This is a genomic window from Vineibacter terrae, from assembly GCF_008039615.1.
Lineage (GTDB): Bacteria > Pseudomonadota > Alphaproteobacteria > Reyranellales > Reyranellaceae > Vineibacter > Vineibacter terrae.
Genome location: NZ_VDUZ01000046.1, coordinates 1 through 26,745, shown reverse-complemented (window position 1 = coordinate 26,745; position 26,745 = coordinate 1). Strand labels below are relative to the sequence as shown.

Genomic DNA, 26,745 nt, shown 5'->3' with positions numbered 1-26,745 from the left:
ACGCGAGAGGCTCAGACATGACCCCCAACCTGATCGGCACGCGGATCAAGGCGCTGCGCGAGGAGCGCGGCCTGTCGCAGGACGACGTCGCCGCCCTTTTCGGCTTCAAGGACCGCCAGACGGTATCGGCGATCGAGACGGGCGAACGGCGCGTCTCGGCGGAAGAGCTTCTCGTGGCCGTCGAGAAGCTCAAGGCCCCGCTCGACTTTTTCACCGATCCCTTCCTCCTGGTGGGCGAAGGCCGGTTTTCGTGGCGACAGACCGGCGTCGGAGCGGAGCGCCTGAGCGCCTATGAGCGCAGCGCCGGGCGCTGGGTGGCCGCCTTCCGCGCGATCGCGCCGCAGGTCGGGCGTGCGGCACCGCTGCTGCGCCGGGCGCTCGGGATTACGCGCCACCACCCGTTCGAGGACGCCATGGCGGCGGGCGAGCGCTTCGCAGCCGAATTCGATCTTGGCGACGTGCCGGCGCTGCGCTTGGCGGACGTCATGGAGCGCGAGCTCGGCATCCTGGTGCTGATGGTCGACGCGTTCCAGGGCATATCGGGCGCGGCCTGCCGCCTGCCCGAGCTGGACGTGGTGCTGATCAACCGGCACGAGGTCGCCGGCCGCCGGCATTTCGACCTCGCCCACGAGCTGTTCCACATCCTCACCTGGGATGTGATGCCGCCGGAGCACGCCGAGGAAGCCCGGGAGACCGGCGGCAACCGCGTGGAGCAGCTTGCCAACAGCTTTGCCTCGGCGGTGCTGATGCCGGCGCCGGTGCTTGAGCGGTTCGGCGGCTGGCCGGAGGGCGACAAAGCACTGATCGCGCGCCTGAAATCCGTGGCCGCCGACCTGCACGTCACGGCCTCGGCGCTGAAATGGCGCCTTGTCGCGCTCGACCGGCTGAAGCCTGCCAGGGCACGCGCGATTCCCGACAGCGCCCTTCGGATGGCGCGCGCGCCGGCCGGTTCGGTTCCGCCGCCCCTCTTCTCGCGATCCTTCATGGAGGTGCTTGCGCTTGCCATCGATGAGGGCCGCGTCTCGGCGCGGCGTGCCGCAGGCCTGCTGGATATGACCCTCGACGATCTTGCGGACCTGTTCATGACGCATGGGGTGAAGTCCCCGATCGAGCTGTGAGGGCCCCGTGGCGCGTCATCGCGGGCCCGTTCTCGTCGATACCAACGTGATCCTGGAGGCGTTCCGCGCCGGGGCCTGGGGTGCGCTGGCCGGCGGCTACAGGGTGGAGACTGTCGAGGATTGCGTGACCGAAACACAGACAGGCTTTCAGCGGCGGCGGCCGGAGCGCCAGATCGATGCCGCCGTGCTGCGTGCATCGCTGGCCGCGGTCCATCCGGTCAGCGATGCAGAACTTGCCGTGGTGGCGGTCCAGGCGCCTGACATCCCTCTCGACGTCGGCGAACGGTCCCTATGGGCGCATGCGCTGACCCGCAGCGATCGCTGGGTGCTGTGCGGGCCCGACAAGGCCAGCCTGCGCTTCGGCGTGCGGCTGGGTTTTCGCGAGCGCCTCGTCGCCCTGGAGACGCTGCTGGATGCCGCCGGGTTTCGGCCCAAGATTGCGCTCCCGCCAGCCTACACGGCGAAGTGGCTGAGCCAGACACTCGGCGCGCTTGTCGTGTCGGAAGGATCGAAAAGACCATGACCCAATCAGTCGAGATCCGCGCCGGCATCGTCGACCTGTTTCGCCGCGATCTGATCGGCCCGGGCCCGCAGGACTCCGATCTTGCGACCGAGCGGCTGAATGAGAGCCCCTCGCGCTGGTACCTGACCGGCTTTCTCGCGCCGGCGGATGATCCGATGGGCCTCGACGGAGCGCCCGACGACGATCCCTCGGCGCAAGAGGAGATGGAGATCGACGTCGAGGAACCGGACACCGATGGTGCCGGCGGCGCGGCCGGCGATGCCGACGAGCCTGAAACCCCGAACACGCGGCGACGCTTCCTGCCCTCGTCCATCGGACTGACGGTGCTGCTCGATCCCGATGTCACCGAGGTCGAGGCCCGTGTGTCGTGGGGAGATTACAGGACTGAACCGCCGCTGCCTGAGGCCATCCTCCTGCCCGAGCCGGAGGAGTCCGTCGAGGAGAGCAAGCCGGAACGCATCGAGCGCCCCGTGGTCGACTGGGTTCGCGCGCCCAGGGAGCAGCGCGTCCGCCTCCGGGTTCACGACGGCCGCAACGCACCCAGCGTCGTGCCGGAAAGCGCCGCCGAACAGGTCCGAGGCGGTGGCCTGGTCCTGGAAACGCACGCGCGCCTCTTCAGCTACGCGACGCCGGACGGCAGAACGGAGCGCGTGCGGGCGCTGACCGTATTTCTCGTCAACCGGCGGGCGAAGGTGCATCGCTACTATGCCGACGTGAGCTACGCGTTCCAGGCACGGCTCGGGCTCGTCTGCGAATCCGGTTTCCGGCCGCGCCATGACCTGTCCGGCTATGGCGCACGGGACTGGGATGTGCGGATCGCCGATCTGCACTATCGCGACGTGCGCGAATGGGCGATCGGCCGCAACGCCGCCGCCGGCTGGGACAGCGCAGCCGACGCGGCCGGGATCGTCACGCACGTGTGGACCGATCCCCTGCCATCGGCGGAAGTTGAACGCGTCGCACCGAACGAAGACGCCGATCTCAAGGCGCGTGTCACGTTCGGCATGGAGACGCTTGCAGCGTTGGCCGAGGGAGACGGCAAGGCGCTGGGTGACGCCCTGAGCGATCTGCCTGCGCTATACGGGCTCTGGATCGACGCGGAGCACGGCAAGCTGCAGCGGTTACCCGTCCGCCGACGCGAGACTGGTGAACGCCTGATCGCCTACATGAACGCCGCGAAGGGCCGGATCGCGGACGGCATTGCCGTCCTGGCCCGCGACGCCCGGGCGCGCATGGCATTCCGTTTCATGAACCTGGCGGTGGCGCGGGCGGCGCGGCGGCGCACCGCTGGCGCGAAGGGCAACCCCGACGCCATGGACGCACCGCAATGGCGGCCGTTCCAGCTCGCCTTCATCCTGCTCAACCTGGCGGGCCTGGCCGATCGCCGCCACGCCGATCGCGAGACCGCCGACCTGCTCTTCTTCCCGACCGGCGGTGGCAAGACGGAAGCCTATCTCGGACTCGCCGCCTTCGTGATCGCGTACCGCCGGCTGATGGGGCCCGGCGTGCTTGGCGCCGGTGTCGCCGTCATCATGCGCTACACCCTGCGCCTGCTCACCCTGGACCAGCTCGCGCGCGCCGCCGGCGTTGTCTGCGCGCTCGAGCTCATGCGCACTGATCCTGCCAACATCGATGACAAGGGACGGCGGCTGCTCGGCGACTGGTACATCGAGATCGGCCTGTGGGTTGGTTCCGACGCCTCTCCAAATCGTCTGGGCGGTCGGGGCGACTCCAATGAGGCGACGGCTGTCGGCCGCGTGCGGCGCTATCGTAACGGACGCGACAAGCGCGCGCCGGCGCCGCTCAAGGCGTGTCCTTGGTGCGGCACGCCCTTTACGGCTTCTTCCTTCGCCTGTATTCCCAACGAGCACACGCCCCGGAATCTTGAAATCCGCTGCGTCAATACGGCCTGCGACTTCAGCCGCAACCGGCCCCTGCCCGTGCTCACGGTCGATGAACCGATCTACCGGCGTCTTCCCGCGTTCCTGATCGCCACCGTCGACAAGTTCGCGAGCCTGCCTTGGGTCGGCGAGACGGGCGCCTTCTTCGGCCATGTCGATCGTTTCCAGGATGGTGTCGGCTTCTACGGCGCGGCCGAGCCGGGCGAGGGTCAGACGCTCGCCAACGGCTTCTCCCTCGATCCGCCGGATCTGATCATCCAGGATGAGCTGCACCTGATCGCAGGCCCGCTCGGCACTGTGGCAGGACTGTATGAGGCGGCCATCGACCAGCTTGCATCCCGGCCAGGGGGCGACAAGCCGGTCCGCCCCAAGATCGTTGCATCGACGGCGACCGTGCGCCGGGCAGCCGATCAGATTCGCGCCCTCTTCGATCGCCCGACGACCAGCATCTTTCCGCCGCCGGGCATCGACCGCACCGACAGCTTCTTCGCGCGCACGGTGCCGGCATCCCGGGACCCGGCCCGGCTCTATCTGGGCATCGCCGCGCAGGGCCGCGGCCCGAAGCTCGTGTTCCTGCGTGCGTTGACGACGCTGGTTGCGGCGGCGCAGGCAGCATACGAAGCACACGCGCCGGCGGAGGCACAAGGCAGCAGCCCAGCCGATCCCTACATGACGGCCCTGTGCTACTTCAACGCGCTGCGGGAGCTGGGCGGCGCGCGCCGGATCGTCGAGGACGAGGTGCGCGATCGCGCCGCGCGCTACGGCACACAGCGCCGACGCGTGCAGCCGGCGGACAGCCCGTTCGCCGATCGCAGCATCAGGGAACCGATGGAGCTTACCTCGCGTGTCTCCACCGACGAGGTGGCCAAGGCCAAGCAGCGGCTGGAAGCGGTCTTCGGCGGAGACGCCGACACCATCGATGTCGCGCTCGCCACCAACATGATCTCGGTCGGGCTCGATATCACGCGGCTCGGGCTCATGGTCGTCCAGGGGCAGCCGAAGACGGCGGCGGAGTACATCCAGGCGACCAGCCGCGTCGGCCGCGATCATCGGCGGCCCGGCCTCGTCGTCGCCGTGCTGAACCTGCACAAGCCGCGCGACCGGATGCACTTCGAGCAGTTCGCGCAATTCCACCGCACCTTCTATCGCGCGGTCGAAGCCACCAGCGTGACGCCATGGGCGGCGCGGGCGCTGGACCGCGCACTGGCAGCCGTCGTGGTCGCCGCGGCACGCCATGTCGATGCGGCCCTGACGCCCGAGGCCGCGGTGGCTCAATTGAAGGACCAGATCGGCACACGCGCCGCCGTGCGTGACGCCATCGTCGCCCGGGCACCGGAGCCGATGGTCGCGGGCGGCCGCTCTGCCCTCGCCGCCCTGATCGACGATCTGCTCGACGCCTGGATCCGCACGGCGGATGAGCAGGCGGCTGGCGGCAACGTCTTCGCCTATGCCAGAAGGAAGAGCCCCCATCGCCTGCTGCATATGCCGCTGGAGCCGGAGATCGCGAACCTGGCCGAGCCCCACAGGCACTTCGTCGCCGGCCGATCCATGCGCGACGTCGAGCCGAGCGTGACACTGAAGGTCAGGGATCCATACGGCAACACCATCGCGCACGCCGAGGACTTGGCATGACGAAGAACGCCCAGCGGCTGAGCCAGGTGATCTCGACCTTCGGGCCGGGCGCGATGGTCGACCTGCCGACGCGATCGGTCGTCGTCGGCGGCCTTGAGCATTGGGATATGCAGGGCAACGCCTTCACGACCATCGCCGAGCCCCGCCTCACGACCCGGCTGGAGCAGCTCCTGGCCGACCAGGGACGCCTGGCGCCGGGGACGCGCCTGTCGCTGCGCACCCCGCCGGTCTCGGCGAATGGCGCCGAGCGCATGCCCCGGGGCGTCACGGCGCCCGTGTTTCCGACCTGGTTCGTCTGCGAGCAGGTCGAGACCGGAACCACGAGCGGCAAGGCGACGCGTCGGCGGCGACTGGTGCGCTGGCAGGACCTGGATACCAGGGGCCGCCGGCGGTTCGTCTTCGACGACGGGCGCAAGAGCGAGGTCACGCCGATCCGCTTCGTCGCCGCCTGCGAGAAAGGACACCTGCAGGACATCGACTGGCGCTGGGTGGTCCACGGTTCCACGCCTTGCCAGGAGCCGATGTGGGTGGAGGAGGAAGGCACCAGCGCCGACCCGGCCGCCACGAGCATCGTGTGCGGCTGTGGCAGCCGCCTCTCGCTTCGGGACGCGTTCCTGCCCGGCCGCCTGGGCAAGTGCCGTGGCGAGCGGCCATGGCTGCTCGATCGCGATCCCGATGGCTGCGGCGACAAGCTGAAGCTGCTGACGCGCACCGCGACAAACACCCATTTCCCGCAGGTCTATACCGTCATATCGCTGCCGACCGAGGACGACGAGCTCACCCGGCTGGTCGAGGAGCTCTCTGCCGACCTGGCGGGCGTTCAATCCGTCGGTGACGTCGCGCAGGCGAAACGGTTCAACCCGAAGGTCTCCGCATCGCTCGGCCCCTACGCCGATGGCGATATCTTCGATCGCCTTCAGCGGATTCGCGACGGCGCCCGGATCGACGCAAGGCGCTCGCCCAAGCTGTCGGAGTTCACCGTCTTCGCGAGCGGCCGGCCGGAGATCGGGCACAACCATCCCACGGCGAAGCTCTACGCCCAGACACTGCCGCGCGACGCCTGGGCCGACCCGGACGCACGCATCGACCTGAGCGCGATCAGGAACGTCGTCGCCGTCCATCGGCTGCGGGAAGTGTCCTGCCTGTATGGCTTCACGCGCTTCGAGGCGGCACCGACAAGCGCCGACGGCGACATCGAGGATATCCAGCTTGCGGTTCGCGGTGCCCCGATCTCGCGGGACGCCGACTGGCTGCCGGCGATCGAGCAGTTCGGGGAAGGCATCTTCATCCACTTCGACGAGTCCGCGATCGCGCGGTGGCTGGAGCGGGAACAGACCCGGCCTCGCCATCAGAAGCTCCTTGCCGGGTATGGCCACTGGCAAAGGCGCTTCTCGCGCAACGCGCCTCAATACCCGGGCACGCCGTACGTGCTGCTGCACAGCATCTCGCACGCGCTGATGGCCGAGATCTGCCTGGATTGCGGCTATCCGGCAAGCTCGTTGAAGGAGCGCGTCTATGCGCTGGGCAGCTCGAGAGCCGGAGGCGATGCCGAGCATTGCGGCATCCTGATCTACACCGCGAGCGCCGGCGCGCAGGGGACGCTGGGTGGCCTCGTGGCAGCAGCGCCGCGGATCGCCTCGATCCTCCACAATGCGCTGGACCGGCTGAGGATCTGCTCCAACGATCCTGTGTGCGCCGACCATGAGCCCGACGACAAGAGCGGCGATCGGGCCACACACGGCGCCGCCTGCCATGGCTGCCTTCTCGTCGCGGAAACCAGTTGCGAGATAAGAAACCTGTTCCTCGATCGGACTCTTCTCATCCCGACGATGGCCGCCGAGGAATCCAGCTTCTTCAGCGCCATCTAGCACCGGCTATCGATGAAAGGTGAGTCGCGACTGTCATCCCGAGCGCAGCGAGGGATCTCCCGCGAATGACGCACCGTGCGTCCCGCGCAGGAGATCCCTCGCTACGCTCGGGATGACGGATGTATCAGCGACCAGTGATTCCAGGCGCCAGACCTCGAGCGCAATCATCTGACTCTTGCTCCTGAGCCCATTTTGCTTGACTTTTTGCGGTCCAATAGTTATTATTCTCGCATCGCCAACAAAGAGAAATCATTCGCGCAGGAGGCTGCATGCAGACTCCCCCTTTTCTCTGCCGTCCGGCTGGGGCCACGCATGGCTGGCGTTTGCACCCAGGGCCTGTAGCCCGTCCTGCGCCAGCCACGGGCGGCGGCTCAATCCGATTTTCTGGTCATTTCCGGCCAGTTTCTGGCCCAGGTTCAGACGCTCCTAAGCCGCTGAAAACGATATCGAATTCAATTTTTGGTATTTCTGGTATTTTTGGCGCAAGGCTTCGATCAATTTTTCGACCGGCAGCCGCAGAGCCATCCCGCGATCAGGAACTCGCGGTTGCCGTCGGCCCCCTCGATGGGGCTGTCGGCGATGCCCAGCACGCGCCAGCCGGGCTGGGCCGCCAGCCAGTCGCTTATGGTGGTGCAGACCTCCTGGTGCAGCGCCGGGTCGCGCACGATGCCGCCCTTGCCGACCCGGCCCTTGCCGACCTCGAACTGCGGCTTGATCAGGGCCACCAGGTGCGCCCCCGCCGCCGCGCGCGCCAGGGCGGCGGGCAGCGCCGTGCGCAGGCCGATGAAGCTCACGTCGCTCACGATCAGGTCGACCGCGTCAGGCACCTGCGCCGCGGTGACGTCGCGGATGTTGGTGCGCTCCAGCACCACCACGCGCGGATCCTGGCGCAGCTTCCATGCCAGCTGGCCATGGCCGACATCGACCGCATAGACCTTGGCGGCGCCCTGCTGCAGCAGCACGTCGGTGAAGCCGCCGGTCGAGGCGCCGACATCGAGCCCGATGCGGCCCGCCACCGGGATCGCGAAGGCCTCAAGCCCACGCGCCAGCTTCAGCCCGCCGCGGGAGACATAGGGATGCGGCTGGCCGCGCACCTCCAGCGGCGTGTCGGCAGCCACCGCCGTGCCCGGCTTGTCGATACGCTGCGCGCCGGCAAAGACCAGGCCGGCCATGACCAGCCGCTGCGCCGCGGCGCGCGACTCGGCCAGCCCGCGCTCGACCAGGGCGATATCGGCCCTGACCTTGGCCGGCGGCTTGGTGCGGGAGGGTCGGTCCTGGGGCATTCACGTTCTGTACACGAGGTGACGACGATGTCGCACCGGTCTCGACGCCGGGCCCGGCCATCGATAGGGTCCCGCACCGCGAAAGGCCAGCCCCCAAAAAGGCCGCAGTCGGCCGGCAGGATCGGAGCTGCGGACAAAAATGAATAAAAGCTCACATTTCTATTTGAGAAGAGCGTCCGATGACGTATTCTTCTTGCCAGGCCGTGTAATGTGACACCGCTTTACTTTCCAGCCCCATGATGATCCGGATCTCTCTTCTTCTGGCCGTTCTGTTCCTCTGGCCGGGCATGGGCGCGCAGGCGCAGCAGCCGGCCGGCGACATCGTGCTGGCGCACGGCGCCGTGCCGCTGTTCCCCTCGCCTTTCCTGCCGCGCAACAAGACGGCCGAGCAGCCGCCGGTGCCGGACAAGCTGGCGGTCACGGTCACCGGCGATTCGCTGGCGGACGGCATCTGGGGCGCGATCTACCGCAAGCTGGTGCGCGACAAGCGCTACGCCATCCGGCGCAACGCCAAGAACTCGACCGGATTCACCACCGAGGGCCTGATCGAGCAGATCGACGACGGCTTCAAGCCGACGCCGGCCGATGCCCTGATCATGATGGTGGGCGCCAACGACCGGCGCAGCTTCTTCGTCGACGGCAAGTCCAAGGCCCTCTTCGCCACGCCGCCGTGGCGCGACTTCTACGGCGATCGCGCCGCCGCCTTCATGGACCACCTCAAGGGCCGCGACGTGCCCGTGTTCTGGATCCTGCTGCCGGTGATGCGCGACGACGCCGCCGCGCGTGACGCCAAGCTGATCAACGACCTGGTGCTCAAGGCGGCGGCCGACCGGCCCTGGGTGCACACGGTCGAGACCTGGTCCTTGACCGCCGATGCCAGCGGCGCCTACCAGGCCTATTTCAAGGACCTCTCGGGCAAGGTGCGCCTGATGCGCGATAACGACGGCGTGCATTTCACACCGCCGGGCTACGAGCTGATCGCCGAATCGGTCCTCAGCCAATTGCGCGAAGCCTCTCCCAAATTCCGTCTTCTGCCGCGATAATGCACGTCGCCGGGGCCCCCTCCCCGGCCTACGAAACGCGTCACAAGAGTTGCCATGCCCCCTCTTCGCACCGCCGCCGCGCTCGCGCTCGCCGGCGTCCTCGCCCTTGTGACGGCCGCCTGCATCGGCCAGACGGCCGCCGAGGACAGCGCCGCCGGCGATCCGCAGCTCGCCGCCAATCCGCCCAACCCCGGCCAGCTCGCCAATTTCCACAAGGCGCTGGCCGATTTGCAGGCCCGGCGCACAAACCGCGTCACCATCGTGCAGATCGGTGATTCGCACACTGCCAATGATCATTTCAGCGGCCGCCTGCGCGACCTCTTCCAGCAGCGCTTCGGCGACGGCGGCCGCGGCATGCTGCCGCCGGGCTCGCCGTTCCCCTACTACCGTCCGTACCAGGTCGAGGCCAGCCAGTCCGGCCAGTGGCAGGTGCTGAGCAGCAACAGCAGCGCCAACGGCGATGCCGGCATCTACGGCCTGTCGGGCTTCGTCACGCGCGGCCGCTCGCCCAGCGACAGCATGTCGCTGATGGCCGGCGAAGGACGCCTGTTCGACCGGGTCGAGGTCGAGGTCATGCGCCAGCCCGGCGGCGGGTCGCTGGACGTGTTCATCGACGGCCGCAGCGCCGGGGTGATCGACACCAAGGGCAGCGTCTATGACCTGGCGCGCCGCAGCTTCGACTCGCCGGGCGCCACCTCGGTCGAGCTGCGGCCGCGCGGCAACGGCAGCGTCGACATCGCCGACTGGGCCGTCTACCGCCGCGGTCCCGGCGTGGTGCTGACCAGCCATGGCTTCAGCGGCGCGCAGGTGAAGCTGCTCGACCGCTGGAACTTCCAGATCGTGACCGAGCAGCTGCGCCATCTGCGGCCGGCCCTGATCATCCTCGCCTTCGGCACCAACGAAGGCTTCGCGCCGCAGGAGCGGCTGGGCGACTACGCGGCCGAATTCCGCAGCCGCCTGCAGGTGCTGCGCCAGGCCGCGCCCGGCGCCTCGATCGTGGTCGTCGGGCCGCCCGACGCCAACCGCCTGCCGTCCTATTGCGGGCGCATCAGGGGCGAGCGGCCCTGCGCGCCGCTGACCCGCGCCGAGGCCGCCAACTACTCGAGCATGCTGGCGGGCGGCGATCGCGGCCTGTGCCGCTGGCACACGCCCGCTGCGGTCGACTACGTGCGCCGCGCGCAGCAGCAGGTCGCGCGCCAGCTCAACGTCTATTTCTGGGACTGGTCGTCGGTCCAGGGCGGCGCCTGCGGCGCCGACCGGTGGGCCCGTCAGGACCTTGGCCATCGCGACCACGTGCACATGAAGCAGGACGGCTACTGGCAGTCGGCGGACGCCCTGTTCGAGAACCTGATGCGCGGCTACCGCGGCCGTTGAGCGGGTCCTACACACTGTCATCCCGAGCGCAGCGAGGGATCTTTCGGAGAGGGCGCAGCGTGCCTCGCAGCCACAAGATTCCTCGCTACGCTCGGAATGACGCAAGCTGCGCTCGGGATGACAGTCGGGGCGCTTGGGCATGATCTTCCCGACGCTCAACTTCCTGCTGTTCTACGTCGTGGTCTGGCCCACCGCCTGGCTCCTGGCGCGGGCCAGGCAGCACGTCCTGCACAAGCTCGCGATCATCGCCGCGAGCTACTTCTTCTATGCCTTCTGGAACTGGAAGCTGGCGTTCCTGCTGTTCGCCAGCGTGCTGCTGAACTACGCCGCCGGGCGCCTGATCGACCGCTGGCGCGGCACCGCCGCCGGCCTGTGGACGGTGCGGCTGGCGGTGGCGGCCAACCTCGCGCTGCTGGGCTTCTTCAAATACTATGGCTGGTTCATCGAGTCGCTCGACGACCTGCTGCGCTCGCTGTCGATGGCGCGCGAGCTGCCGTACCTGGAGATCGTGCTGCCGATCGGCATCTCGTTCTTCACCTTCCAGGGCATCTCCTACATCGTCGACCTGCACCGCCGCGACCTCGACCGCAGCCGGCCGCTGATCGACGTGATGTTCTTCATCTCGTTCTTCCCGCATCTGGTGGCCGGGCCGATCGTGCGCGCCGCCAGCTTCCTGCCGCAGCTCGAGACGCCACCCAACCCCAACCGGGTGTTCGTCGGCCTGGGCGTGATGCTGGTCATCTGGGGCGTCTTCAAGAAGGCGATCGTCGCCAACTACCTGGCGGTGCTGCTGGTCGACCCGGTGTTCCTGGCGCCGTCGAACTACGGCGCCGTCGACCTGCTGTTCGCCGTCTACGGCTACGCGATCCAGATCTACTGCGACTTCAGCGCCTACAGCGACATCGCCATCGGCGTCGCCGCCCTGCTCGGCTATCGCTTCCAGCGCAACTTCAACCAGCCCTACCGCGCCGAGTCGCTGCAGGACTTCTGGCGCCGCTGGCACATGTCGCTCTCGAGCTGGCTGCGCGACTATCTCTACATCCCGCTGGGCGGCAACCGCGGCGGCGCGGTGAAGACCTATCGCAACCTGCTGCTGACCATGGTGCTGGGCGGCGTCTGGCACGGCGCCGCCTGGAAGTTCGTGCTGTGGGGCGCCCTGCATGGCGGCGTGCTGGCCCTGGAGCGCTTCATCTACCGCGGGCATGATCCCGCTGCCCGCATCGGCCGGCCGCTATGGACGCGCGTGGTCTCGGTGCTGGTGATCTTCCACTTCGTCTGCCTGTGCTGGATCTTCTTCCGGGCCGAGGATCTGGCGCGCGCGATGGAGCTGCTGGGCGGGCTCGCGAACTGGTCCCAGCCGGTGGAGCTGCTGAACCTGTTCCTGCTGGCCTTGATCGCCTTCGGCATGGCGATCCAGTTCACGCCCGACGATACCCTGCAGCGCCTCGACCGCCTCTACCACCGCCTGCCCATCTGGGGTGTGGGCGTGGCCTGCGGCGTCGCCCTGCTGCTGATCGAAGCCGTCGGCGGCGATGGCGCCGCCCCCTTCATCTACTTCCAGTTCTGACGGAGGCTGCGATGGAAAGCCTGGGCACGCACGACCTGGAAGCCGGCATGCGGCCATCGCGCGCGAGCGCGTTCATACCGGTCATGGCCATCACTGTCGCCCTGCTGTTCGTCTTCAACTCGGCCGGGCTGGTGCGCTGGACCCAGAACCTGCCGCCCGGCCAGCTCGGCACGGCCCTGTCGGATGCCGCCAATGTCTGGCACGACGCCATGACCTGGGCCGGGCCGGCACGCCTGTTCGAGGTGCTGAAGGAGACGATCGGCGTCGAGCTGCGCTAGGCCGGCGCCGGCGCGAGCACGGTGCGGCGGCCGCTGCGGGCGGCGAAGCGCCATACCAGCAGGACCGCGACCAGGGTCAGGCCGAAGGCGAGGCCGGCCCAGACGCCTTCACCCTTCCACGTCGTGAACAGGCCCAGCCAGACCGCCGCCGGGAAGGCGGCGAGCCAGTAGCCGCCGGCGGCCAGCAGCATCGGCACGGTGGTATCGTGCAGGCCGCGCAGGCTGCCATTGGCGACGGCCTGGGCGCCGTCGACGACCTGGAACAGCGCCGCCCATGACAGGTAGGCCACGGCCAGGGCGTAAATCGGCGAGGCCGGCGACGGCACGAACACGGCGATCAGCCAGCCGCCCGCCAGCCAGAACATCAGGCCGGCGCAGGCCATGAAGCCGACACCCAAGGCGATAGCGATCCAGCCGGCGCGGCGCACGCCCGCCATGTCGTGGGCGCCGGCCGCCAGGCCGACGCGCACCGTCGCCGCCTGCGCGATGCCCATCGGCACCATGAAGGTGATGGCAGCCCACTGCAGCGCCACCTGGTGCGCCGCCACCTCGCTGGCGCCCAGCCGGCCCATCAGCAGGGCGGCGGCCGAGAACAGGCCGACCTCGGAGCCGAAGGTCAGCGCGATCGGCGCCGAGACGCGGCTGTAGTGGATCAGGCGCGACGCGGTGCTGCGCCACCAGCCCTGCGCCAGCCGGTAGGCCGCGAACTGGGTGTCGAAGCGGATGTAGAGGCCGAGCGCCACGAGGATCGCGATGTTGACCGTGCTCGAGCCGATGGCGGCGCCGAGCAGCTCCAGGCGCGGCAGGCCCAGGGCGCCGAAGACCAGGCCGTAGTTGAGCACCGCGTTGAGCAGCACGGCGATCGCCATCAGCACCATGGCCGGCCGCGGCCGCTCCAGCGCCGCGATGAAGCCGCGCAGTACGGCGAACCAGATCACCGAAAGGAAGCCGATGCTGAGGATGCGCAGGAACGGCACGGTCTGCGCCACCAGCTCCGGCGCCTGGCCGGACCACAGCAGCAGCGGGCCGCTGAACCACAGCGCCACCATCGCCACGGCCGATCCGATGCCGGTCACGATCAGGCCGTCATGCACGGCACGCCGCACCTTCTCGCGATCGGCACGATCGCGACCCAGCGCTTGCGCCGCCAGCGCCGGCGTGCCCATCGCCAGCCCCATGCACATGACCATGAAGAAGCCGTAGATCGACACGGCAAGCGCGCTCGCCGCCAGGGCGCGCTCCGACAGCCGCGCCAGCAGCAGCACGTCGGTGGTGTGGATCGCCATCTGCGCGAGCTGGGTGCCGACGATCGGCAATGCCAGGGCGACAGTGGCGCGCGCTTCCTTCAGAATCATGGGGGCGCTGTCATAGCGGCTCGCGCCCGGCACAACCAGCGCGTTCTGCGCCGATCGCGAGCAAGCGTGCCGCGCGTACGGATATGACCCGCACGCCGGTTCTTCAATCGCGGATGTGTCCGCTCCGAGGTCTTCTACGTAAGGAAAAGACCCCGGCGGAAGAGCGCTGCCGTCAGGCCCGCGCCGGGGCGTCGGCGACGCCGGTGCTCTTGCCCAGCGCCTGCAGCGCCGTGGCCACGATGTGCCGGGCATTGAGCCCTGCCCACTCATACTGACGGGCAGGCGCGGCATGGTCGATGAAGCGGTCCGGCAGGGTCATCGGACGGATCTTCAGGCCATGGTCGAAGGCGCCCGCGGTCGCCAGATGCTGCATCACCTGGGCGGCGAAGCCGCCGATGGCGCCCTCCTCGATCGTGATCAGCACCTCGTGCTCGCGCGCCAGCCGATCGACCAGCGCCGTGTCCAGCGGCTTGGCAAAGCGCGCATCGGCCACGGTGGTCGACAGGCCCTTGGCAGCCAGCTCGTCGGCCGCCTTCAGGCACTCCTGCAGGCGCGTCCCGAAGCTCAGGAGCGCGATCTTGCTGCCCTCGCGCACGATGCGGCCCTTGCCGATCTCCAGCGGCGTGCCCTTCGCCGGCAGCTCGATGCCGACACCCTCGCCGCGCGGGTAGCGGAAGGCCGAGGGGCGGTCGTCGATCGCCGCCGACGTCGCCACCATGTGCATTAGCTCGAGCTCGTCCGACGCCGCCATCACGACAAAGTCGGGCAGGCAGCACAGATAGGTGATGTCGTAGCTGCCGGCATGCGTGGCGCCATCGGCGCCGACCAGCCCGGCGCGGTCCATCGCGAAGCGCACCGGGAGCTTCTGGATCGCCACGTCGTGGACGACCTGATCGTAGGCCCGCTGCAGGAACGTCGAGTAGATCGCCGCGAACGGCTTGTAGCCCTCGCAGGTCAGGCCGGCGGCGAAGGTCACGGCATGCTGCTCGGCGATGCCGACATCGAAGGACCGCTGCGGGAAGCGCTTGGCGAACAGGTCGAGTCCCGTGCCGCTGGGCATCGCGGCCGTGATCGCCACGATCTTGGGGTCGGCTTCGGCCTCGCTGATCAGCGCCTTGGCGAAGACGGACTGGTAGTTCGGCGCGTTGCTCGCCGCCTTGGCCTGCTTGCCGGTGATGACGTCGAACTTGACCACGCCATGATACTTGTCGGCGCTGGCCTCGGCCGGTGGATAGCCCTTGCCCTTGCGGGTGACGGCATGGATCAGGATCGGCATGTCGACCTCGCTGTCGCGCGCGTTGCGCAGCACCGGCAGCAGGTGGTCGATGTTGTGGCCGTCGACCGGGCCGACATAGTAGAAGCCCAGCTCCTCGAACAGGGTGCCGCCCTGCACGAAGCCGCGCGCGAACTCCTCGGCGCGGCGGGCCGCGTTCTCGAGCGGCCGCGGCAGCGTCTCGGCAAAGGCCTTGCCGAGCTGGCGCAGCGAGAGATATGGCCGCGACGAGATCAGGCGCGACAGGTGCGCCGAGAGCGCGCCCGTCGGCGGCGCGATCGACATGTCGTTGTCGTTGAGGATCACGATCAGTCGGCTGCGCAGATGGCCGGCGTTGTTCATCGCCTCGTAGGCCATGCCGGCGCTCAGCGCGCCATCGCCGATCACGGCCACGACGTTGCGCCGCTTGCCGTCGAGATCGCGCGCCACGGCCATCCCGAGCCCGGCGGAGATCGATGTCGAGGAATGCGCCGCGCCGAAGGCGTCGTACTCGCTCTCGCTGCGACGCGTGAAGCCGGACAGTCCGCCTTCCGAGCGCAGCGTGCGGATGCGGTCACGGCGGCCGGTCAGGATCTTATGGGGATAAGCCTGATGGCCGACATCCCAGAGCAGCCGATCGTCGGGCGTGTTGAAGACGTAGTGCAGCGCCACGGTCAGCTCGACGACCCCCAGCCCGGCGCCGAGATGGCCGCCGGTGACCGATACGGCCGAAATCGTCTCCTGCCGCAATTCGTCGGCAAGTTGACGAAGCTGGTCCGGCCGCAGCCGGCGGAGCTCGGCCGGCACCGTCACCGTGTCAAGCAACGGCGTGGGTGGACGGATAGGGTCGTTGGGGTTGGCCATGCTGCCTCTTGTTGCGCCGATCAACGCCGACGCTCGACGACGTACCGCGCCGCTTGTATCAACAGTTCAGCCTTGTCGCCAAACATGTCAAGATGGCGACCTGCCTGGTCGGCCAAAAGCGACGCCTGGTCGCGGGCGCGCTCGAGGCCGAGCAATGAGACGAATGTCGCCTTGCCAGTGATGACATCCTTGCCGGACGTCTTGCCCGTTTCCTCGCATGTGCCGCCGACATCGAGCAGATCATCGGTGATCTGGAACGCCAGCCCGACGTCGTGGGCATAGGCGACCAACGCGTGCCGCGCCGGCTCCGACGCCTTGGCCAGGGTCGCGCCGGCGCTGCAGGCGAAGGAAATCAAGGCACCGGTCTTCAGGCGCTGCAGGCGTGTGACCTGCCCCATCGAGAGGTTCTTGCCCGCCGCCTCGATGTCGGCCACCTGGCCCGCCACCATGCCGTGCGGACCGATGGCCTGGGCCAGGCCGGCGACCAGCTGGATCCGCACCGCCGGATCGCCATGCGTGTCCTCGTGCGCCAGCACCTCGAAGGCCAGCGCCTGCAGCGCATCGCCGGCGAGGATCGCCGTGGCCTCGTCGAAACGCTTGTGGCAGCTCGGCTGGCCGCGCCGTATATCGTCGTTGTCCATCGCCGGCAGATCGTCGTGGATCAGCGAATAGGCATGGACAAACTCGACTGCCGCCGCCACGCGCTGCGCCGCCTGGGCCGAGACCCCGAACAGCGTCGCGCTCGCCATCACGAAGAACGCGCGCAGCCGCCTGCCACCCCCCAGCGTCGAATAGCGCATCGCTTCGAACAGCTTCGCTTCCGGGTCGTCGCCACGCGGCAGCAGACGATCCATCGTCCGCTCCACCGTCAACGCGGTAAAGTCGAGAGCGGATTGGATGTCGGGCGTATCGATCAACGGCATCGGTGTTGCAGCTCGGGTCGGCTGATCGGGAGAATGGACTGCCCTTGCCGTATTTGCATAGCGGCAAGCTGCGGCAAGGCGATGGCGCTTGTGTGCGAAAACCGTGCGCACCACCGGCCTGCCCCACCCGTCAGCCCATGCCGGCGCTCTCGGTGGCAACGCCACCACCCGCCACGAGCACGATCTTCTCCACCTTGGCCTTCGCTTCGGCCAGACGGGCCTCGCAATGCCGTTTCAGCAGCGCACCGCGCTCGTAGCAGGCGATCGCCTCGTCGAGCTTGACCTGTCCGCGCTCGAGCTGCTGCACGATGGCCTCCAGCTCGCGCAGCGCGTCCTCGAACGAGAGGGCTGCGACGTCCGCCGGCAACGTGTCCTTGCTCTCAGCCATGCGCCTTCCTTCCCACCAACATCACGCTGCCATCAAGGCCTTGACGTGCGCCGCCGTCGAGCGCGCCAGCGCCGTCAGGTTGTAGCCGCCTTCAAGCGCCGAGACGAGCCGGCCGCCGGCGCAGTCCCTCGCGACGCCCAGCAGCTCGTCGGTCACCCAGGCGTAGTCGGCCTCGCCCAGCTGCAGCTCGGCCAGCGGATCGTCACGATGCGCGTCAAAGCCGGCCGAGATGATCACCAGCTCCGGCCTGAACGCCCGCAACGCCGGCAGCACGTCGTCGTTCATGGCGGCCCGGAAGTCGTCCGAGCCGGCGCGCGGCGGCAGCGGAACGTTGACCACGTTGGGATGGCGCGGGTCGTTGCCCATGCCGGTGCCCGGATAGAGCGGGCTCTGGTGCGTCGAGGCATAGAACAGGCGCGGGTCGGCCAGGGCCTGGGTCTCGGTGCCGTTGCCGTGGTGCACATCGAAATCGACGATCGCCACCCGCGACAGGCCGTGCGCCCGCATCGCATGGCGGGCGCCCACCGCGACATTGTTGAACAGGCAGAAGCCCATGGCGCGGTCGGGCTCGGCGTGGTGGCCCGGCGGACGCACGGCGCAGAAGGCGTTGGCAACGGTGCCGGCCATCACGGCATCGACCGCGGCGAGCACGGCGCCGGCGGCACGCAGCGCCGCCTCGCGACTGCCGGGCGACACCAGCGTGTCGCCGTCCAGCATGTTCAGCCCTTCGGCCGGGATCGCATCGAGCACGGACTGAACATGACGCGCCGGGTGCGCCAGCATCAGATCCTCGACGCTGGCCAGCGGCGCCTCCTGACGCTGCAACGCAGCGAATTCCGCGCCCTCCAGCGTCGCCAGGATCGCCTGCAGGCGCGCCGGCCGCTCCGGATGACCTGGACCGGTGTCATGCTGGAGGCATGCCGGGTGTGTGATGAGCAGCGTCACCATAATGATCTGGTCATAGCGAGCGCACCCGCGGAAAGGAAGCGTGGCGTCGCATACATAACCACTTCAGCGGATTCGGCGTGATTTCTCATCTGCACATACAGAGCAATTATATTGCGCCCCTTACGCTTGTGCATAGCAGAAGATTATTCCTGACATGTTGCGCCGCCGCAATGACCGTGGCAGATACCCCTCGCTTCGCGAAACAACGTTCCGTAGGAAACCCCATGAGCCAGCAGATCGTCGGCGCCCGACGCGCCCCCGTCCCTGTTCCCCCCACCAGCCCGGTTGCGCGCATGCCCAAGGCGATCGCCCCCGCGGCGCACACACCGGCTCTGGAAGAGGATGGCAGCAAGGACCGTCAGTTCGTGACCGCGCTGGCCCGTGGCCTGGACATCCTGCGCGCCTTCCATGCCGGTGACGGCATGCTGGGCAACCAGGAGATCGCCGCCCGCACCGGCCTGCCCAAGCCCACCGTGGCGCGGCTCACCCATACGCTGACAGAGCTGGGCTATCTGATCTACATGCGCCGCTTCCGGAAGTACGAGCTGGGCCCCTCGGTGCTGGCGCTGGGCTACGCCTCGCTGGCCAACATGGATGTGCGCCACGTGGCGCGCGGGCCGATGCAGCAGATGGCTCAGGCGCTGAACTGCTCGGTGGCGCTGGGCGGCCGCGACCGCCATTCGATGATCTGGCTGGAGTCGCATCGCGGCCCATCCGCCGTCGGCGTCACCTTCGACGTCGGCTCGCGCATGCCGATCGCCTCGACGGCGATGGGGCGGGCCTATCTCGCCGTGCTGCCCGAGCCGGAGAAGAGCCGCCTGCTCGACTCGATCCGCCGCCGCTGGCGCGATGACTGGACCAAGACCAAGGCGGACATCGACAAGGCCGAGAAGGAGATCGCCGAGCGCGGCTTCTGCCTCTCCTGGGCCGACTGGGTGCCCGAGCTGTGCGGCGTCGGCGCGCCGCTGCGCAGCCCGGACGGCGAAACGTTCTTCGGCTTCGGCGTCTCGGCGCCGATCTACCAGGTATCGCGCGAGCGCCTCGAGCAGGAATGGGGACCACGGCTGGTGCGGCTGGCCCGCGAGGTGCGCAACGGCCTTGCCGGCCGCGCGTCCACGCCCAACGGCCCCCGCGCGGTCGGCCGCGGCTGATTGCGCGCACCACCAGCGCGGCGCCACGCCGCGCTGGCCTGCCGGGCCCGTCAGCCCACCTGTCCTTTTCGCACTCCCGGCTTGACCCGGCGCGCAGCGCGGCCGGACGTCATCGCCCCCGTTGGCGCGGGGCGCGTGGCGGTGTTCGCCCGATGCAGCTCGACGGCGGCCGCCACCGCCTTGTGGTCCCGCGCCACCAGTGCGGCGATGATCTGATCGTGCTCGCGGATCGTCCTATGGCGTGCCTCGGGCAGCGCCAGCTTCCCGGCGATATACACGTCAGTCATCGACCACAAGCGCTCCACTTCGCGCAGGATCAGCTGGTAGTGCGTCAGCCCGAACACCTTGAAGTGGAACTGGCGGTTGAGCGGGATCATGTCGGTCCAGTCGGGCCGATCCGCGAGCGCTGCCATCTGGCGGTTCAGCGCCCGAAGCTGGCTGATCTCGTCCTTTGACGGCCAGTCCATGGCCTTGACGAGCTCGCCCTCGAGCAGGTCCAGCATGCAGAAGAGCTGGTGAAGCTCCTCCGGCACGCGCTTGGCGACGAAGTAGCCGCGATTGTGGTGATGCTCCAGCATCCCCTGGTCGGCCAGGATCGTGAGCGCCTCGCGCAATGGGACCCGGCTGACGCCGAACTCCTCTGCCATCTCCTCCTGACGGATCTGTTCGCCCGGCAGCAGCAGCCCTCGCGCGATCCGTCCCCGCAGCTCCCGCTGCACCCGCTCGACAGCGCCGCCGTTTTGAACCGCTTCACGAGACTTCATCAGAGCCGTCCATCGCACCGCACGCGCATATTAGCACCAGTCGGCGGTCAATTCACACCGCAGCCTCAATCCGAAGCTGCATGTTGCGCCGCCGGCGCGCGGCCACCGGTTGCCGCCGCCGCGCCGGAGTCCGCATCGGCAAGCGGACGGCCGGCAACGGTGGTGCTCAGGCGCTGCACGAGGCGCACCAGCCGAGGGCCCCATTTCGTTTCGATGGCACGTCGGGTGAGCACGCTGTCGGGCGCGGTCATGTTGAAGGCCAGGATGTGCCGGCCGTCGGGGTGCAGGTAAGGAACGCCGACGGCATTCGATCCCGGGGACAACGCGCCCAGGGATATGCAGTAGCCATGCTTCCAGACATCGGCGATCGCCTGCTGGATGTTGCGCAGGATCTCGGCCGCCTGCTTCGGATAGGCCGCCTCGATCTTGCGCAAGGTCTCGGCGCGCTCGGCCAGGTTCATCGCCGCGATGCAGGACCATCCCATCGCCGTGAAGGCGATCGGCACACGGAACCCGACGGATGCGCGCCTTGCATGGGGGTGGTCGCCGAGCGCCGATTCGATGAAGACGACGTTCAGGCCATCAAGGATGCTGAGGCCGACGACGCAGTTCGATTCGCGCGCCAGCTCCTCCATGAACGGGCGGGCATGGGTGTGGACCTGCAGCTTCGACAGCAAAGAATAGCTCAGCGCCAGCACACGGGGGCCGATCTCATACTTGCCGATCCTGTCGTCATAGTTGAGATAGCCGAGCTCGGTCAGCGTGGCGGTGATCCGCGAAACCGTCGGCTTGGGGATGCCGGTCCGATGCGCGATCTCGGCGTTGCCCAGGAACTGGTCCCCGACCGTGAAGGCCGTCAGGATATCGAGGCCGCGGGCCGCCGACCGGTTGAACTCGGTGCGCTCGACCGGCGCGGACCGGCTGCCGCCGGCGCCGTCGTCGCCCTGTCGTCTCAACTGCCTGCGTGCCAAAGCCCGTCTCCCGCGGGGATCCATGCCGCAGCAGATTACGCGACAACGTCACCGATAGGAACAAACTCCCCGCCAAACGGATAGGGCTGTGGCATATGGCGCACGGGCGCGGCGCGGATCCTCTACCCGGCTGCCTCGCGCCGCATGTTCACCCGGCCGACCTGTCCTGCGGGCGACAGCCCGGCGTACCCTTCGACCCGGTCGAGATCGATGATCACCGCGACGCCCAGCTCGGCGAAGTCGTGGTCGCGCTCGACGTTGTGCGCCGCCTCATAGACCTGCCGCCGCTCGCGCGCGCCGGCTGCGACCCAGGCCCGGCCCTGGAACTGGTATGTCGCCTTCTTGTCCTCGTCGCGATACATCAGGGCGACCTTGGGATTGCGCGCGATCGACCGGACCAGGCCGCCACCATCGTTACGCACCCAGATCGCAAGCTGCACGTCGCTGAACACCTGCGTCGATCCGCGAAACGACACCACCGGCTGGCCGGTTTCATCCACGTAAGCCAGGAGCATCGGATGCCGCGCCGCCAGGGCGTCGTTCACCAGCGCCTTCAGCTCGGGTGTCAGGCGCAGCGCCGTGGCCGGCGCCGGCCGCGCCGGCAGGATGGATTGCTGCTGGATGCCCGCGACCAGCCCGTCCCGGAAGCGCAGCAGCAGGATGTAGCCGGCCTGCGGCGCCGAGTCAGGCATCCTGGCCGTGATCCGCACCGCCTCACCATGGCGGACCGCATCCGTCCACGCCGCTTCCCTGTAGACATGACCGGTGTCCTTGCCGGTCAGCCGCTGCAGCACCGCATCGCGGCCGCTCAACGTGACGTTGAGCGCCATGAAGGTCGCGTCCGCGGCCAGCAGCGCCGGCAGGTCGCGGCCGCCCGTCGTCAGCGACTGGCCAAACTGCTTGGCCAATCCGATCTCGTCCGTCATGGTTCCTCCAAAGCCTTGCAAGTTCACTTGATAGTATTCAAAATTGAATGCAATTCTAGATGACCTGAAAGCGCAGCTCGACAAGGTGGAACATGATCATCGATTGCCACGGTCACTACACGACGGCGCCGCGCGAGCTGGACGCCTTCCGCAAGCAGCAGGTCGACGCCGCCGCCAGCGGCGCGCACGGCCCGGCCCGCACGGCCCTGCGGATCAGCGACGACCAGATTCGTGAAAGCATCGAGACCGGCCAGCTCAAGCTGCAGCGCGAGCGCGGCACGCAGCTCACGATCTTCTCGCCGCGGGCCGCCGGCATGGGGCACCACATCGGCAACGAAGCCATCAGCCTGGAATGGTCGCAGGCCTGCAATGAGCTGATCCATCGCGTCTGCAGCCTCTACCCCCAGAACTTCGTCGGTGTCTGCCAGCTGCCGCAATCGCCGGGTGTCACCCCCGCCAACTGCGTCGCCGAGCTGGAACGGTGCGTCAATGAGTTCGGGTTCATCGGCTGCAATCTGAACCCCGATCCGTCGGGCGGACACTGGAACGGACCGCCGCTGAGCGACCACGCCTGGTATCCGCTGTACGAGAAGATGGTCGAGCTCGACGTGCCGGCGATGATCCATGTCAGCATGTCGTGCAACCCGCATTTCCACACCACCGGTGCGCACTACATCAACGGCGACACCACCGCCTTCATGCAGTTCATCACATCGGACCTGTTCAAGGACTTCCCGACCCTGAAGTTCATCATCCCGCACGGTGGCGGCGCCATCCCCTACCATTGGGGCCGCTACCGCGGCCTGGCGCAGGACATGAAGCGGCCCCCCCTGTCCGAGCTGCTGAAGAACGTCTATTTCGACACCTGCGTCTATCATCAGGCCGGGATCGATCTGCTGACGCGGGTCATTCCAGCCGACAACATCCTGTTCGCCTCCGAGATGATCGGCGCCGTCCGCGGCATCGATCCCGAGACCGGGCACCATTTCGACGACACCAAGCGCTACATCGACGCGACGCCGAACCTCAGCGCCGCGGATCGCCAGAAGATCTTCGAGGGCAACGCCCACAGGGTTTATGGCCGGCTGTCGAAGAAGCTTGCGGCCACGCCGGGCCGCTGACCCTGCAGGGGTGCGTCGCCATCGACGCACCCCCGACGCCGAGGATGCTCAGACGCCCGCATCCTCCACCTTGTCGACATAGGTCAGGCCGAGCGCCTTCAGCTTCTCGCGCATGCCGCCAAGATCGAGGCTGAGCGCGCCTTCGGCCAGCTTCTTGCGCGACCCGGCCTCCTTCGCCTCACGCGCCCGGCCCGCCTCCAGCACACCAGCGGCGGCAGCGACCGGCACCACGACGACACCATCGTCGTCAGCCACGATCACGTCGCCGGCATGCACGAGCATGCCGGCGCACACGACGGGCAGGTTCACGTTGCCCAGGGTCGCCTTCACGGTGCCCTTGGCGGAAACCGCGCGTGACCAGACCGGAAACTTCATCTCGGTCAGATGCCGCACGTCGCGGACGCCGGCATCGATCACCAGCCCGCGCACGCCGCGTGCCACCAGCGCGGTCGCCAGCAGCTCGCCGAACATGCCGTCCTCGTTCTCCGAGCTGACGCCCACCACCATGATGTCACCGGGCTGGCATTGCTCGACGGCCACGTGGATGGTCCAGTTGTCGCCGGGATGGACCAGCACGGTCACGGCCGAGCCTGCGATCGCCGCGCCCGGATAGATCGGCCGCAGATAGGGCCGCATCAATCCATTGCGTCCGAACGCCTCGTGCGCCGTCGACACGCCAAGCGCGCCGAGCCCATCGATCACATCCTTCCCCGCACGGGCGAACGATCGCACCACTGTCGGTTTCATCATGCTCCTCCCCGTTGCCGATCACAGGATCAGCGGCACATCGGCCGCCGACGGCTGGTCCGGATTGACGCGCCGCGCCGGCGCGCTGAGAGCCTTCCAATCGGCGCCGGCAGGATAGCGCAGCGATGCCGACCGCACCCTGTCGAGCTCGACGTTGTCGACATTGGCCGGCACCTTGCCCTCGTCACGCAGCCGCGTCGCCGCGTTGATGAGCTGCCGCCGCACTGCCACGATCATGGCATCCGATGATCCCAGATGCTCCTTGGTGCGATCGTAGATGGCCTCGCCGCGCTCATTCGTCATCAGCTCCGTCATGGCGCGGTCCTGCAGATTGCCGACGAAAGGGATGCCGCAGAACATCGTCTCGGCCTGGGCCTTGAGGTCCCGGCCGTAGTCGTTGCGCTTGTTGGCCTTGGTCAGGAAGTAGGTGCGCGGATCGTTGGTGCGCTCCACGAAGCCGCCGACCTCGTCGAACATGGTGCCATGCGCGTTCATCGCCTCGTTCGAAAGGCGCTGGGTGGGATGCCCGGTCTGCGATATCAGCATCGCGTGCTCGTCGTCGACGGGCACGAAGGAGCGCAGGTTCACCGTGCCGTCGCCGACCGTGATCATGGTGTGGAACGGGAAGATGTACTGATTGATCCGGTGCCATTCGTCACCGTCCTTCAGCACGCGGCGCGCGGAATAGAACACGCCGTAGTCGGTCGGCGCGACGTCGAGCACCGGCGGCCGGCCGGTCGGGTTCCAGAAGCCGCGAATGCCCTTCTCCGGCTTCGGGCTCTCCTCGGTCAGACGCCGGTGCACCCAATCCAGATGCGCCGAATCGAGATCGCCCTCCATGTTCTGCAGCCAGTTCGCCTCCTCCATCATGATCCGCGGGTGGCCGACATGATCGGCCGGAAGCGTGTTGATCTCGAAGGCGGGGAACGGCGGCGGCTCCTTGCGCGGACCCATGTACACCCACACCATGTGGTTCACCTCGTGGCAGGGATAGGCTCGGGCCTTGATGTTGGCGCAGAAGCGCTCCCGCCGCTCCGGCTGCTCGGAGGGCGCATCGAGGCAGGCGCCCGTGATGTCGAACTTCCATCCGTGATAGGAGCAGCGCAGACCGCCGTCCTCGTTGCGACCGAAGTAGAGGCTGGCGCCGCGGTGCGGGCAGTATTCCTCGAGCGCGCCCATGCGGCCCTTGCTGTCGCGGAACATCACGAGATTCTCGCCCAGCAGACGCATGCGCTTGGGCAGGCGGTCGGGCCCGGAAAACTCGTTCGACGGCAGGGCCGGCACCCAGTACTGCCGCATCAGATTGCCCATCGGCGTTCCCGGCCCGACCCGGCAGATCAGCTCGTTGTTTTCCTTCGATAGCATCCGTCTCTCTCCCTGGCTGCCAATTGAGGTTGCTGAAGAAAGGCTCGGCTGGAGCCGCCGGCGGAGCCGGCTTGACGTCATTCCAAAAACGGAATTATATTCCGTTAATTGACAAACTGTATACCCTGCCCTGAACGCCCGCCATCATTTTTTGATGCGGGCGGACCGGGCCGGTTGAACGGAAGGCGACGCCCCTGTGAGCAATCGAATTGAAGTCCGCGTCACCACGATCACATGGGAGACGGACGCCATCCGCCGCCTCGAGATGCGGGCGCTCGGCGGCGCACTGCCGCCGTTCACAGCCGGCGCCCATATCGACGTGCACCTGCCGACCGGCCTGAGCCGCAGCTATTCCCTGCTGAACGCGCCCGAGGAGCGTCATCGCTACGTGATCGGCGTCGCCCGCGAACCGGACAGCCGCGGCGGCTCGCGCTATCTGCATGAAAGCGTGCTGCCGGGCGAGCGGCTGGTCATCTCCGCGCCGCGCAACCTCTTCGCCCTCGACGAGGCGGCGGCGCACTCGGTGCTGATCGCAGGCGGCATCGGCGTGACGCCGATGCTGTCGATGGCCAAGCGCCTCGACCGGCTGGGGAAGTCCTGGCAACTGCACTATTGCTGCCGCACGCGCAGCATGGCTGCCTTCCTGGACGACATCGCAGCCCATGGCGACCGGGTCGACCTGCGCGTCGACGACGAGCACGCCGGCTTCCTCGACATCGCCGCGCTGATCCGCTCGACCGCCGATGCGCATTTCTACTGCTGCGGCCCCAAGCCGATGCTGGCCGCCTTCAACAGCGCCGTCGCCGCGACCGGGCTGCCACCCGCGCGCGCTCATGTCGAATACTTCCAACCCGTGGACGACGGCCCGCCGCCGGGCGGCTTCCTGATCGAGCTGGCCCGGAGCGGCCGGGTCCTGACAGTTCCGCCCGGGAAATCCATTCTCGAGACCGTGCAGGCGGCAGGCATAGCGGCAACCTCTTCCTGCGAAGCCGGGATCTGCGGCGAGTGCCAGGTGACGGTGCTTGGCGGCACCCCCGACCACCGCGACCTGGTGCTCAGCGACGCCGAGCGGGCAGCGAACACCGCGATGATGATCTGCTGCTCGGGCGCCAAGTCGGAGAAGCTGGTGCTCGACCTGTGATCCGCAAAGCGGCGCGCGCATGGGCATATCGCGCGACGCCGCGCTTCCGCCCCACCTGTCATCCCGAGCGCAGCGAGGGATCTCCTGCGGCAAGACACACGGTGCGCTATTCGCAGGAGATCCCTGTACCAGTTGAAGCGCAAGAGGCCCGGTCTAGAGTGACCGGGTCGGGCCGCCTGCCGGGAGCCACCCATTGATCCAGTGCCCAGAGCACCAAGCGAGGATCCGTGCCCCGGCAGAGT

General features: G+C 68.1%; 22 protein-coding genes. 11 read left to right on the top strand and 11 right to left on the bottom strand.

All coding sequences use genetic code 11. The annotated features are described in order from the left end of the window. Window positions 1-17: 17 nt before the first annotated feature. The 4 genes from FHP25_RS30955 to drmB are packed head-to-tail and all read left to right on the top strand — an operon-like array spanning window position 18 to window position 7,042. On the top strand, window positions 18-1,118 hold the full coding sequence (locus FHP25_RS30955; protein ID WP_147850856.1) for a helix-turn-helix domain-containing protein: 1,101 nt from the start codon (window positions 18-20) through the stop codon (window positions 1,116-1,118). Between the two features lie 7 nt (window positions 1,119-1,125). Continuing rightward, window positions 1,126-1,641 (top strand): hypothetical protein, encoded by a 516-nt coding sequence (locus tag FHP25_RS30950; RefSeq protein ID WP_147850855.1) that lies wholly within the window; start codon window positions 1,126-1,128, stop codon window positions 1,639-1,641. After that, window positions 1,584-5,174 (top strand): DISARM system helicase DrmA, encoded by a 3,591-nt coding sequence (gene drmA, locus FHP25_RS30945; protein WP_218578731.1) that lies wholly within the window; start codon window positions 1,584-1,586, stop codon window positions 5,172-5,174. The genes FHP25_RS30950 and drmA overlap by 58 nt, the downstream gene beginning before the upstream one ends. Next, window positions 5,171-7,042 carry a DUF1998 domain-containing protein gene (gene drmB, locus FHP25_RS30940; RefSeq protein WP_147850854.1) on the top strand — a complete coding sequence of 624 codons (1,872 nt, stop codon included), beginning with the start codon at window positions 5,171-5,173 and terminating at the stop codon, window positions 7,040-7,042. The genes drmA and drmB overlap by 4 nt, the downstream gene beginning before the upstream one ends. A 494-nt stretch (window positions 7,043-7,536) precedes the next feature. On the opposite strand, the gene FHP25_RS30935 is transcribed toward drmB, so the two are convergent. After that, a complete protein-coding gene (locus FHP25_RS30935; protein ID WP_147850853.1) occupies window positions 7,537-8,325 on the bottom strand; it encodes a TlyA family RNA methyltransferase in 789 nt (262 codons plus the stop codon). A gap of 236 nt (window positions 8,326-8,561) precedes the next feature. Between FHP25_RS30935 and FHP25_RS30930 the strand changes: the two genes are divergently transcribed. From FHP25_RS30930 to FHP25_RS30915, 4 genes are all read left to right on the top strand, one after another. Further along, window positions 8,562-9,368, top strand: a complete 807-nt coding sequence (locus FHP25_RS30930; protein WP_147850852.1) for a DUF459 domain-containing protein — start codon at window positions 8,562-8,564, stop codon at window positions 9,366-9,368. Window positions 9,369-9,422: 54 nt separating this feature from the next. After that, on the top strand, window positions 9,423-10,742 hold the full coding sequence (locus tag FHP25_RS30925; RefSeq protein WP_147850851.1) for a GDSL-type esterase/lipase family protein: 1,320 nt from the start codon (window positions 9,423-9,425) through the stop codon (window positions 10,740-10,742). 139 nt (window positions 10,743-10,881) lie between these two features. Beyond that, window positions 10,882-12,309 (top strand): MBOAT family O-acyltransferase, encoded by a 1,428-nt coding sequence (locus FHP25_RS30920; protein ID WP_147850850.1) that lies wholly within the window; start codon window positions 10,882-10,884, stop codon window positions 12,307-12,309. Between the two features lie 11 nt (window positions 12,310-12,320). Next, on the top strand, window positions 12,321-12,587 hold the full coding sequence (locus FHP25_RS30915; RefSeq protein ID WP_147850849.1) for a hypothetical protein: 267 nt from the start codon (window positions 12,321-12,323) through the stop codon (window positions 12,585-12,587). Here FHP25_RS30915 and FHP25_RS30910 read toward each other — a convergent pair. The 5 genes from FHP25_RS30910 to FHP25_RS30890 all read right to left on the bottom strand — a co-directional run bounded on the left by FHP25_RS30910 (window position 12,584) and on the right by FHP25_RS30890 (window position 18,317). Further along, window positions 12,584-13,942 carry an MATE family efflux transporter gene (locus FHP25_RS30910; RefSeq protein WP_178133911.1) on the bottom strand — a complete coding sequence of 453 codons (1,359 nt, stop codon included), beginning with the start codon at window positions 13,940-13,942 and terminating at the stop codon, window positions 12,584-12,586. The genes FHP25_RS30915 and FHP25_RS30910 overlap by 4 nt on opposite strands. 172 nt (window positions 13,943-14,114) lie before the next feature. Next, window positions 14,115-16,058, bottom strand: coding sequence for a 1-deoxy-D-xylulose-5-phosphate synthase (gene dxs / locus FHP25_RS30905; RefSeq protein ID WP_147850847.1), 1,944 nt, complete (start codon window positions 16,056-16,058; stop codon window positions 14,115-14,117). A 20-nt stretch (window positions 16,059-16,078) separates the two neighbouring features. Continuing rightward, window positions 16,079-16,981, bottom strand: a complete 903-nt coding sequence (locus FHP25_RS30900) for a polyprenyl synthetase family protein (protein WP_147850846.1) — start codon at window positions 16,979-16,981, stop codon at window positions 16,079-16,081. Between the two features lie 130 nt (window positions 16,982-17,111). Beyond that, a complete protein-coding gene (locus tag FHP25_RS30895; protein WP_147850845.1) occupies window positions 17,112-17,369 on the bottom strand; it encodes an exodeoxyribonuclease VII small subunit in 258 nt (85 codons plus the stop codon). Window positions 17,370-17,390: 21 nt separating this feature from the next. After that, window positions 17,391-18,317, bottom strand: coding sequence for a histone deacetylase family protein (locus FHP25_RS30890; protein WP_178133910.1), 927 nt, complete (start codon window positions 18,315-18,317; stop codon window positions 17,391-17,393). Between the two features lie 224 nt (window positions 18,318-18,541). Between FHP25_RS30890 and FHP25_RS30885 the strand changes: the two genes are divergently transcribed. Then, entirely contained in the window at window positions 18,542-19,468 is a 927-nt protein-coding gene (locus tag FHP25_RS30885; RefSeq protein WP_231712542.1) for an IclR family transcriptional regulator, read from the top strand. A 50-nt stretch (window positions 19,469-19,518) separates the two neighbouring features. On the opposite strand, the gene FHP25_RS30880 is transcribed toward FHP25_RS30885, so the two are convergent. From FHP25_RS30880 to FHP25_RS30870, 3 genes are all read right to left on the bottom strand, one after another. Continuing rightward, entirely contained in the window at window positions 19,519-20,232 is a 714-nt protein-coding gene (locus FHP25_RS30880; RefSeq protein ID WP_147850843.1) for a GntR family transcriptional regulator, read from the bottom strand. Between the two features lie 65 nt (window positions 20,233-20,297). Then, window positions 20,298-21,203, bottom strand: a complete 906-nt coding sequence (locus FHP25_RS30875) for an IclR family transcriptional regulator (RefSeq protein WP_178133909.1) — start codon at window positions 21,201-21,203, stop codon at window positions 20,298-20,300. A gap of 122 nt (window positions 21,204-21,325) precedes the next feature. Beyond that, window positions 21,326-22,129, bottom strand: coding sequence for a pyridoxamine 5'-phosphate oxidase family protein (locus FHP25_RS30870; RefSeq protein ID WP_147850841.1), 804 nt, complete (start codon window positions 22,127-22,129; stop codon window positions 21,326-21,328). A gap of 92 nt (window positions 22,130-22,221) precedes the next feature. Between FHP25_RS30870 and FHP25_RS30865 the strand changes: the two genes are divergently transcribed. Continuing rightward, window positions 22,222-23,250 (top strand): amidohydrolase family protein, encoded by a 1,029-nt coding sequence (locus tag FHP25_RS30865; RefSeq protein ID WP_147850840.1) that lies wholly within the window; start codon window positions 22,222-22,224, stop codon window positions 23,248-23,250. 48 nt (window positions 23,251-23,298) lie between these two features. Here FHP25_RS30865 and FHP25_RS30860 read toward each other — a convergent pair whose 3' ends face one another. Together FHP25_RS30860 and FHP25_RS30855 are read right to left on the bottom strand one after the other, a co-directional pair. Continuing rightward, window positions 23,299-23,997 carry a 4-carboxy-4-hydroxy-2-oxoadipate aldolase/oxaloacetate decarboxylase gene (locus tag FHP25_RS30860; RefSeq protein ID WP_147850839.1) on the bottom strand — a complete coding sequence of 233 codons (699 nt, stop codon included), beginning with the start codon at window positions 23,995-23,997 and terminating at the stop codon, window positions 23,299-23,301. A gap of 21 nt (window positions 23,998-24,018) precedes the next feature. Continuing rightward, window positions 24,019-25,362, bottom strand: coding sequence for a Rieske 2Fe-2S domain-containing protein (locus FHP25_RS30855; protein WP_178133908.1), 1,344 nt, complete (start codon window positions 25,360-25,362; stop codon window positions 24,019-24,021). A 196-nt stretch (window positions 25,363-25,558) separates the two neighbouring features. On the opposite strand from FHP25_RS30855, the gene FHP25_RS30850 reads away from it, so the two are divergent. Further along, window positions 25,559-26,503 (top strand): PDR/VanB family oxidoreductase, encoded by a 945-nt coding sequence (locus FHP25_RS30850; RefSeq protein WP_231712541.1) that lies wholly within the window; start codon window positions 25,559-25,561, stop codon window positions 26,501-26,503. Window positions 26,504-26,745 lie beyond the last annotated feature (242 nt).

What these genes read in the sequence shown, in the direction of transcription:
- FHP25_RS30955 (WP_147850856.1), top strand. Translation starts at nt 18, where the DNA reads ATGACCCCCAACCTGATCGGCACGCGGATCAAGGCGCTGCGCGAGGAG.
- drmB (WP_147850854.1), top strand. Translation starts at nt 5,171, where the DNA reads ATGACGAAGAACGCCCAGCGGCTGAGCCAGGTGATCTCGACCTTCGGG.
- FHP25_RS30935 (WP_147850853.1), bottom strand. Translation starts at nt 8,325, where the DNA reads ATGCCCCAGGACCGACCCTCCCGCACCAAGCCGCCGGCCAAGGTCAGG.
- FHP25_RS30930 (WP_147850852.1), top strand. Translation starts at nt 8,562, where the DNA reads ATGATGATCCGGATCTCTCTTCTTCTGGCCGTTCTGTTCCTCTGGCCG.
- FHP25_RS30925 (WP_147850851.1), top strand. Translation starts at nt 9,423, where the DNA reads ATGCCCCCTCTTCGCACCGCCGCCGCGCTCGCGCTCGCCGGCGTCCTC.
- FHP25_RS30920 (WP_147850850.1), top strand. Translation starts at nt 10,882, where the DNA reads ATGATCTTCCCGACGCTCAACTTCCTGCTGTTCTACGTCGTGGTCTGG.
- FHP25_RS30915 (WP_147850849.1), top strand. Translation starts at nt 12,321, where the DNA reads ATGGAAAGCCTGGGCACGCACGACCTGGAAGCCGGCATGCGGCCATCG.
- FHP25_RS30910 (WP_178133911.1), bottom strand. Translation starts at nt 13,942, where the DNA reads ATGATTCTGAAGGAAGCGCGCGCCACTGTCGCCCTGGCATTGCCGATC.
- dxs (WP_147850847.1), bottom strand. Translation starts at nt 16,058, where the DNA reads ATGGCCAACCCCAACGACCCTATCCGTCCACCCACGCCGTTGCTTGAC.
- FHP25_RS30900 (WP_147850846.1), bottom strand. Translation starts at nt 16,981, where the DNA reads ATGCCGTTGATCGATACGCCCGACATCCAATCCGCTCTCGACTTTACC.
- FHP25_RS30895 (WP_147850845.1), bottom strand. Translation starts at nt 17,369, where the DNA reads ATGGCTGAGAGCAAGGACACGTTGCCGGCGGACGTCGCAGCCCTCTCG.
- FHP25_RS30890 (WP_178133910.1), bottom strand. Translation starts at nt 18,317, where the DNA reads ATGGTGACGCTGCTCATCACACACCCGGCATGCCTCCAGCATGACACC.
- FHP25_RS30885 (WP_231712542.1), top strand. Translation starts at nt 18,542, where the DNA reads ATGAGCCAGCAGATCGTCGGCGCCCGACGCGCCCCCGTCCCTGTTCCC.
- FHP25_RS30880 (WP_147850843.1), bottom strand. Translation starts at nt 20,232, where the DNA reads ATGAAGTCTCGTGAAGCGGTTCAAAACGGCGGCGCTGTCGAGCGGGTG.
- FHP25_RS30870 (WP_147850841.1), bottom strand. Translation starts at nt 22,129, where the DNA reads ATGACGGACGAGATCGGATTGGCCAAGCAGTTTGGCCAGTCGCTGACG.
- FHP25_RS30865 (WP_147850840.1), top strand. Translation starts at nt 22,222, where the DNA reads ATGATCATCGATTGCCACGGTCACTACACGACGGCGCCGCGCGAGCTG.
- FHP25_RS30860 (WP_147850839.1), bottom strand. Translation starts at nt 23,997, where the DNA reads ATGAAACCGACAGTGGTGCGATCGTTCGCCCGTGCGGGGAAGGATGTG.
- FHP25_RS30855 (WP_178133908.1), bottom strand. Translation starts at nt 25,362, where the DNA reads ATGCTATCGAAGGAAAACAACGAGCTGATCTGCCGGGTCGGGCCGGGA.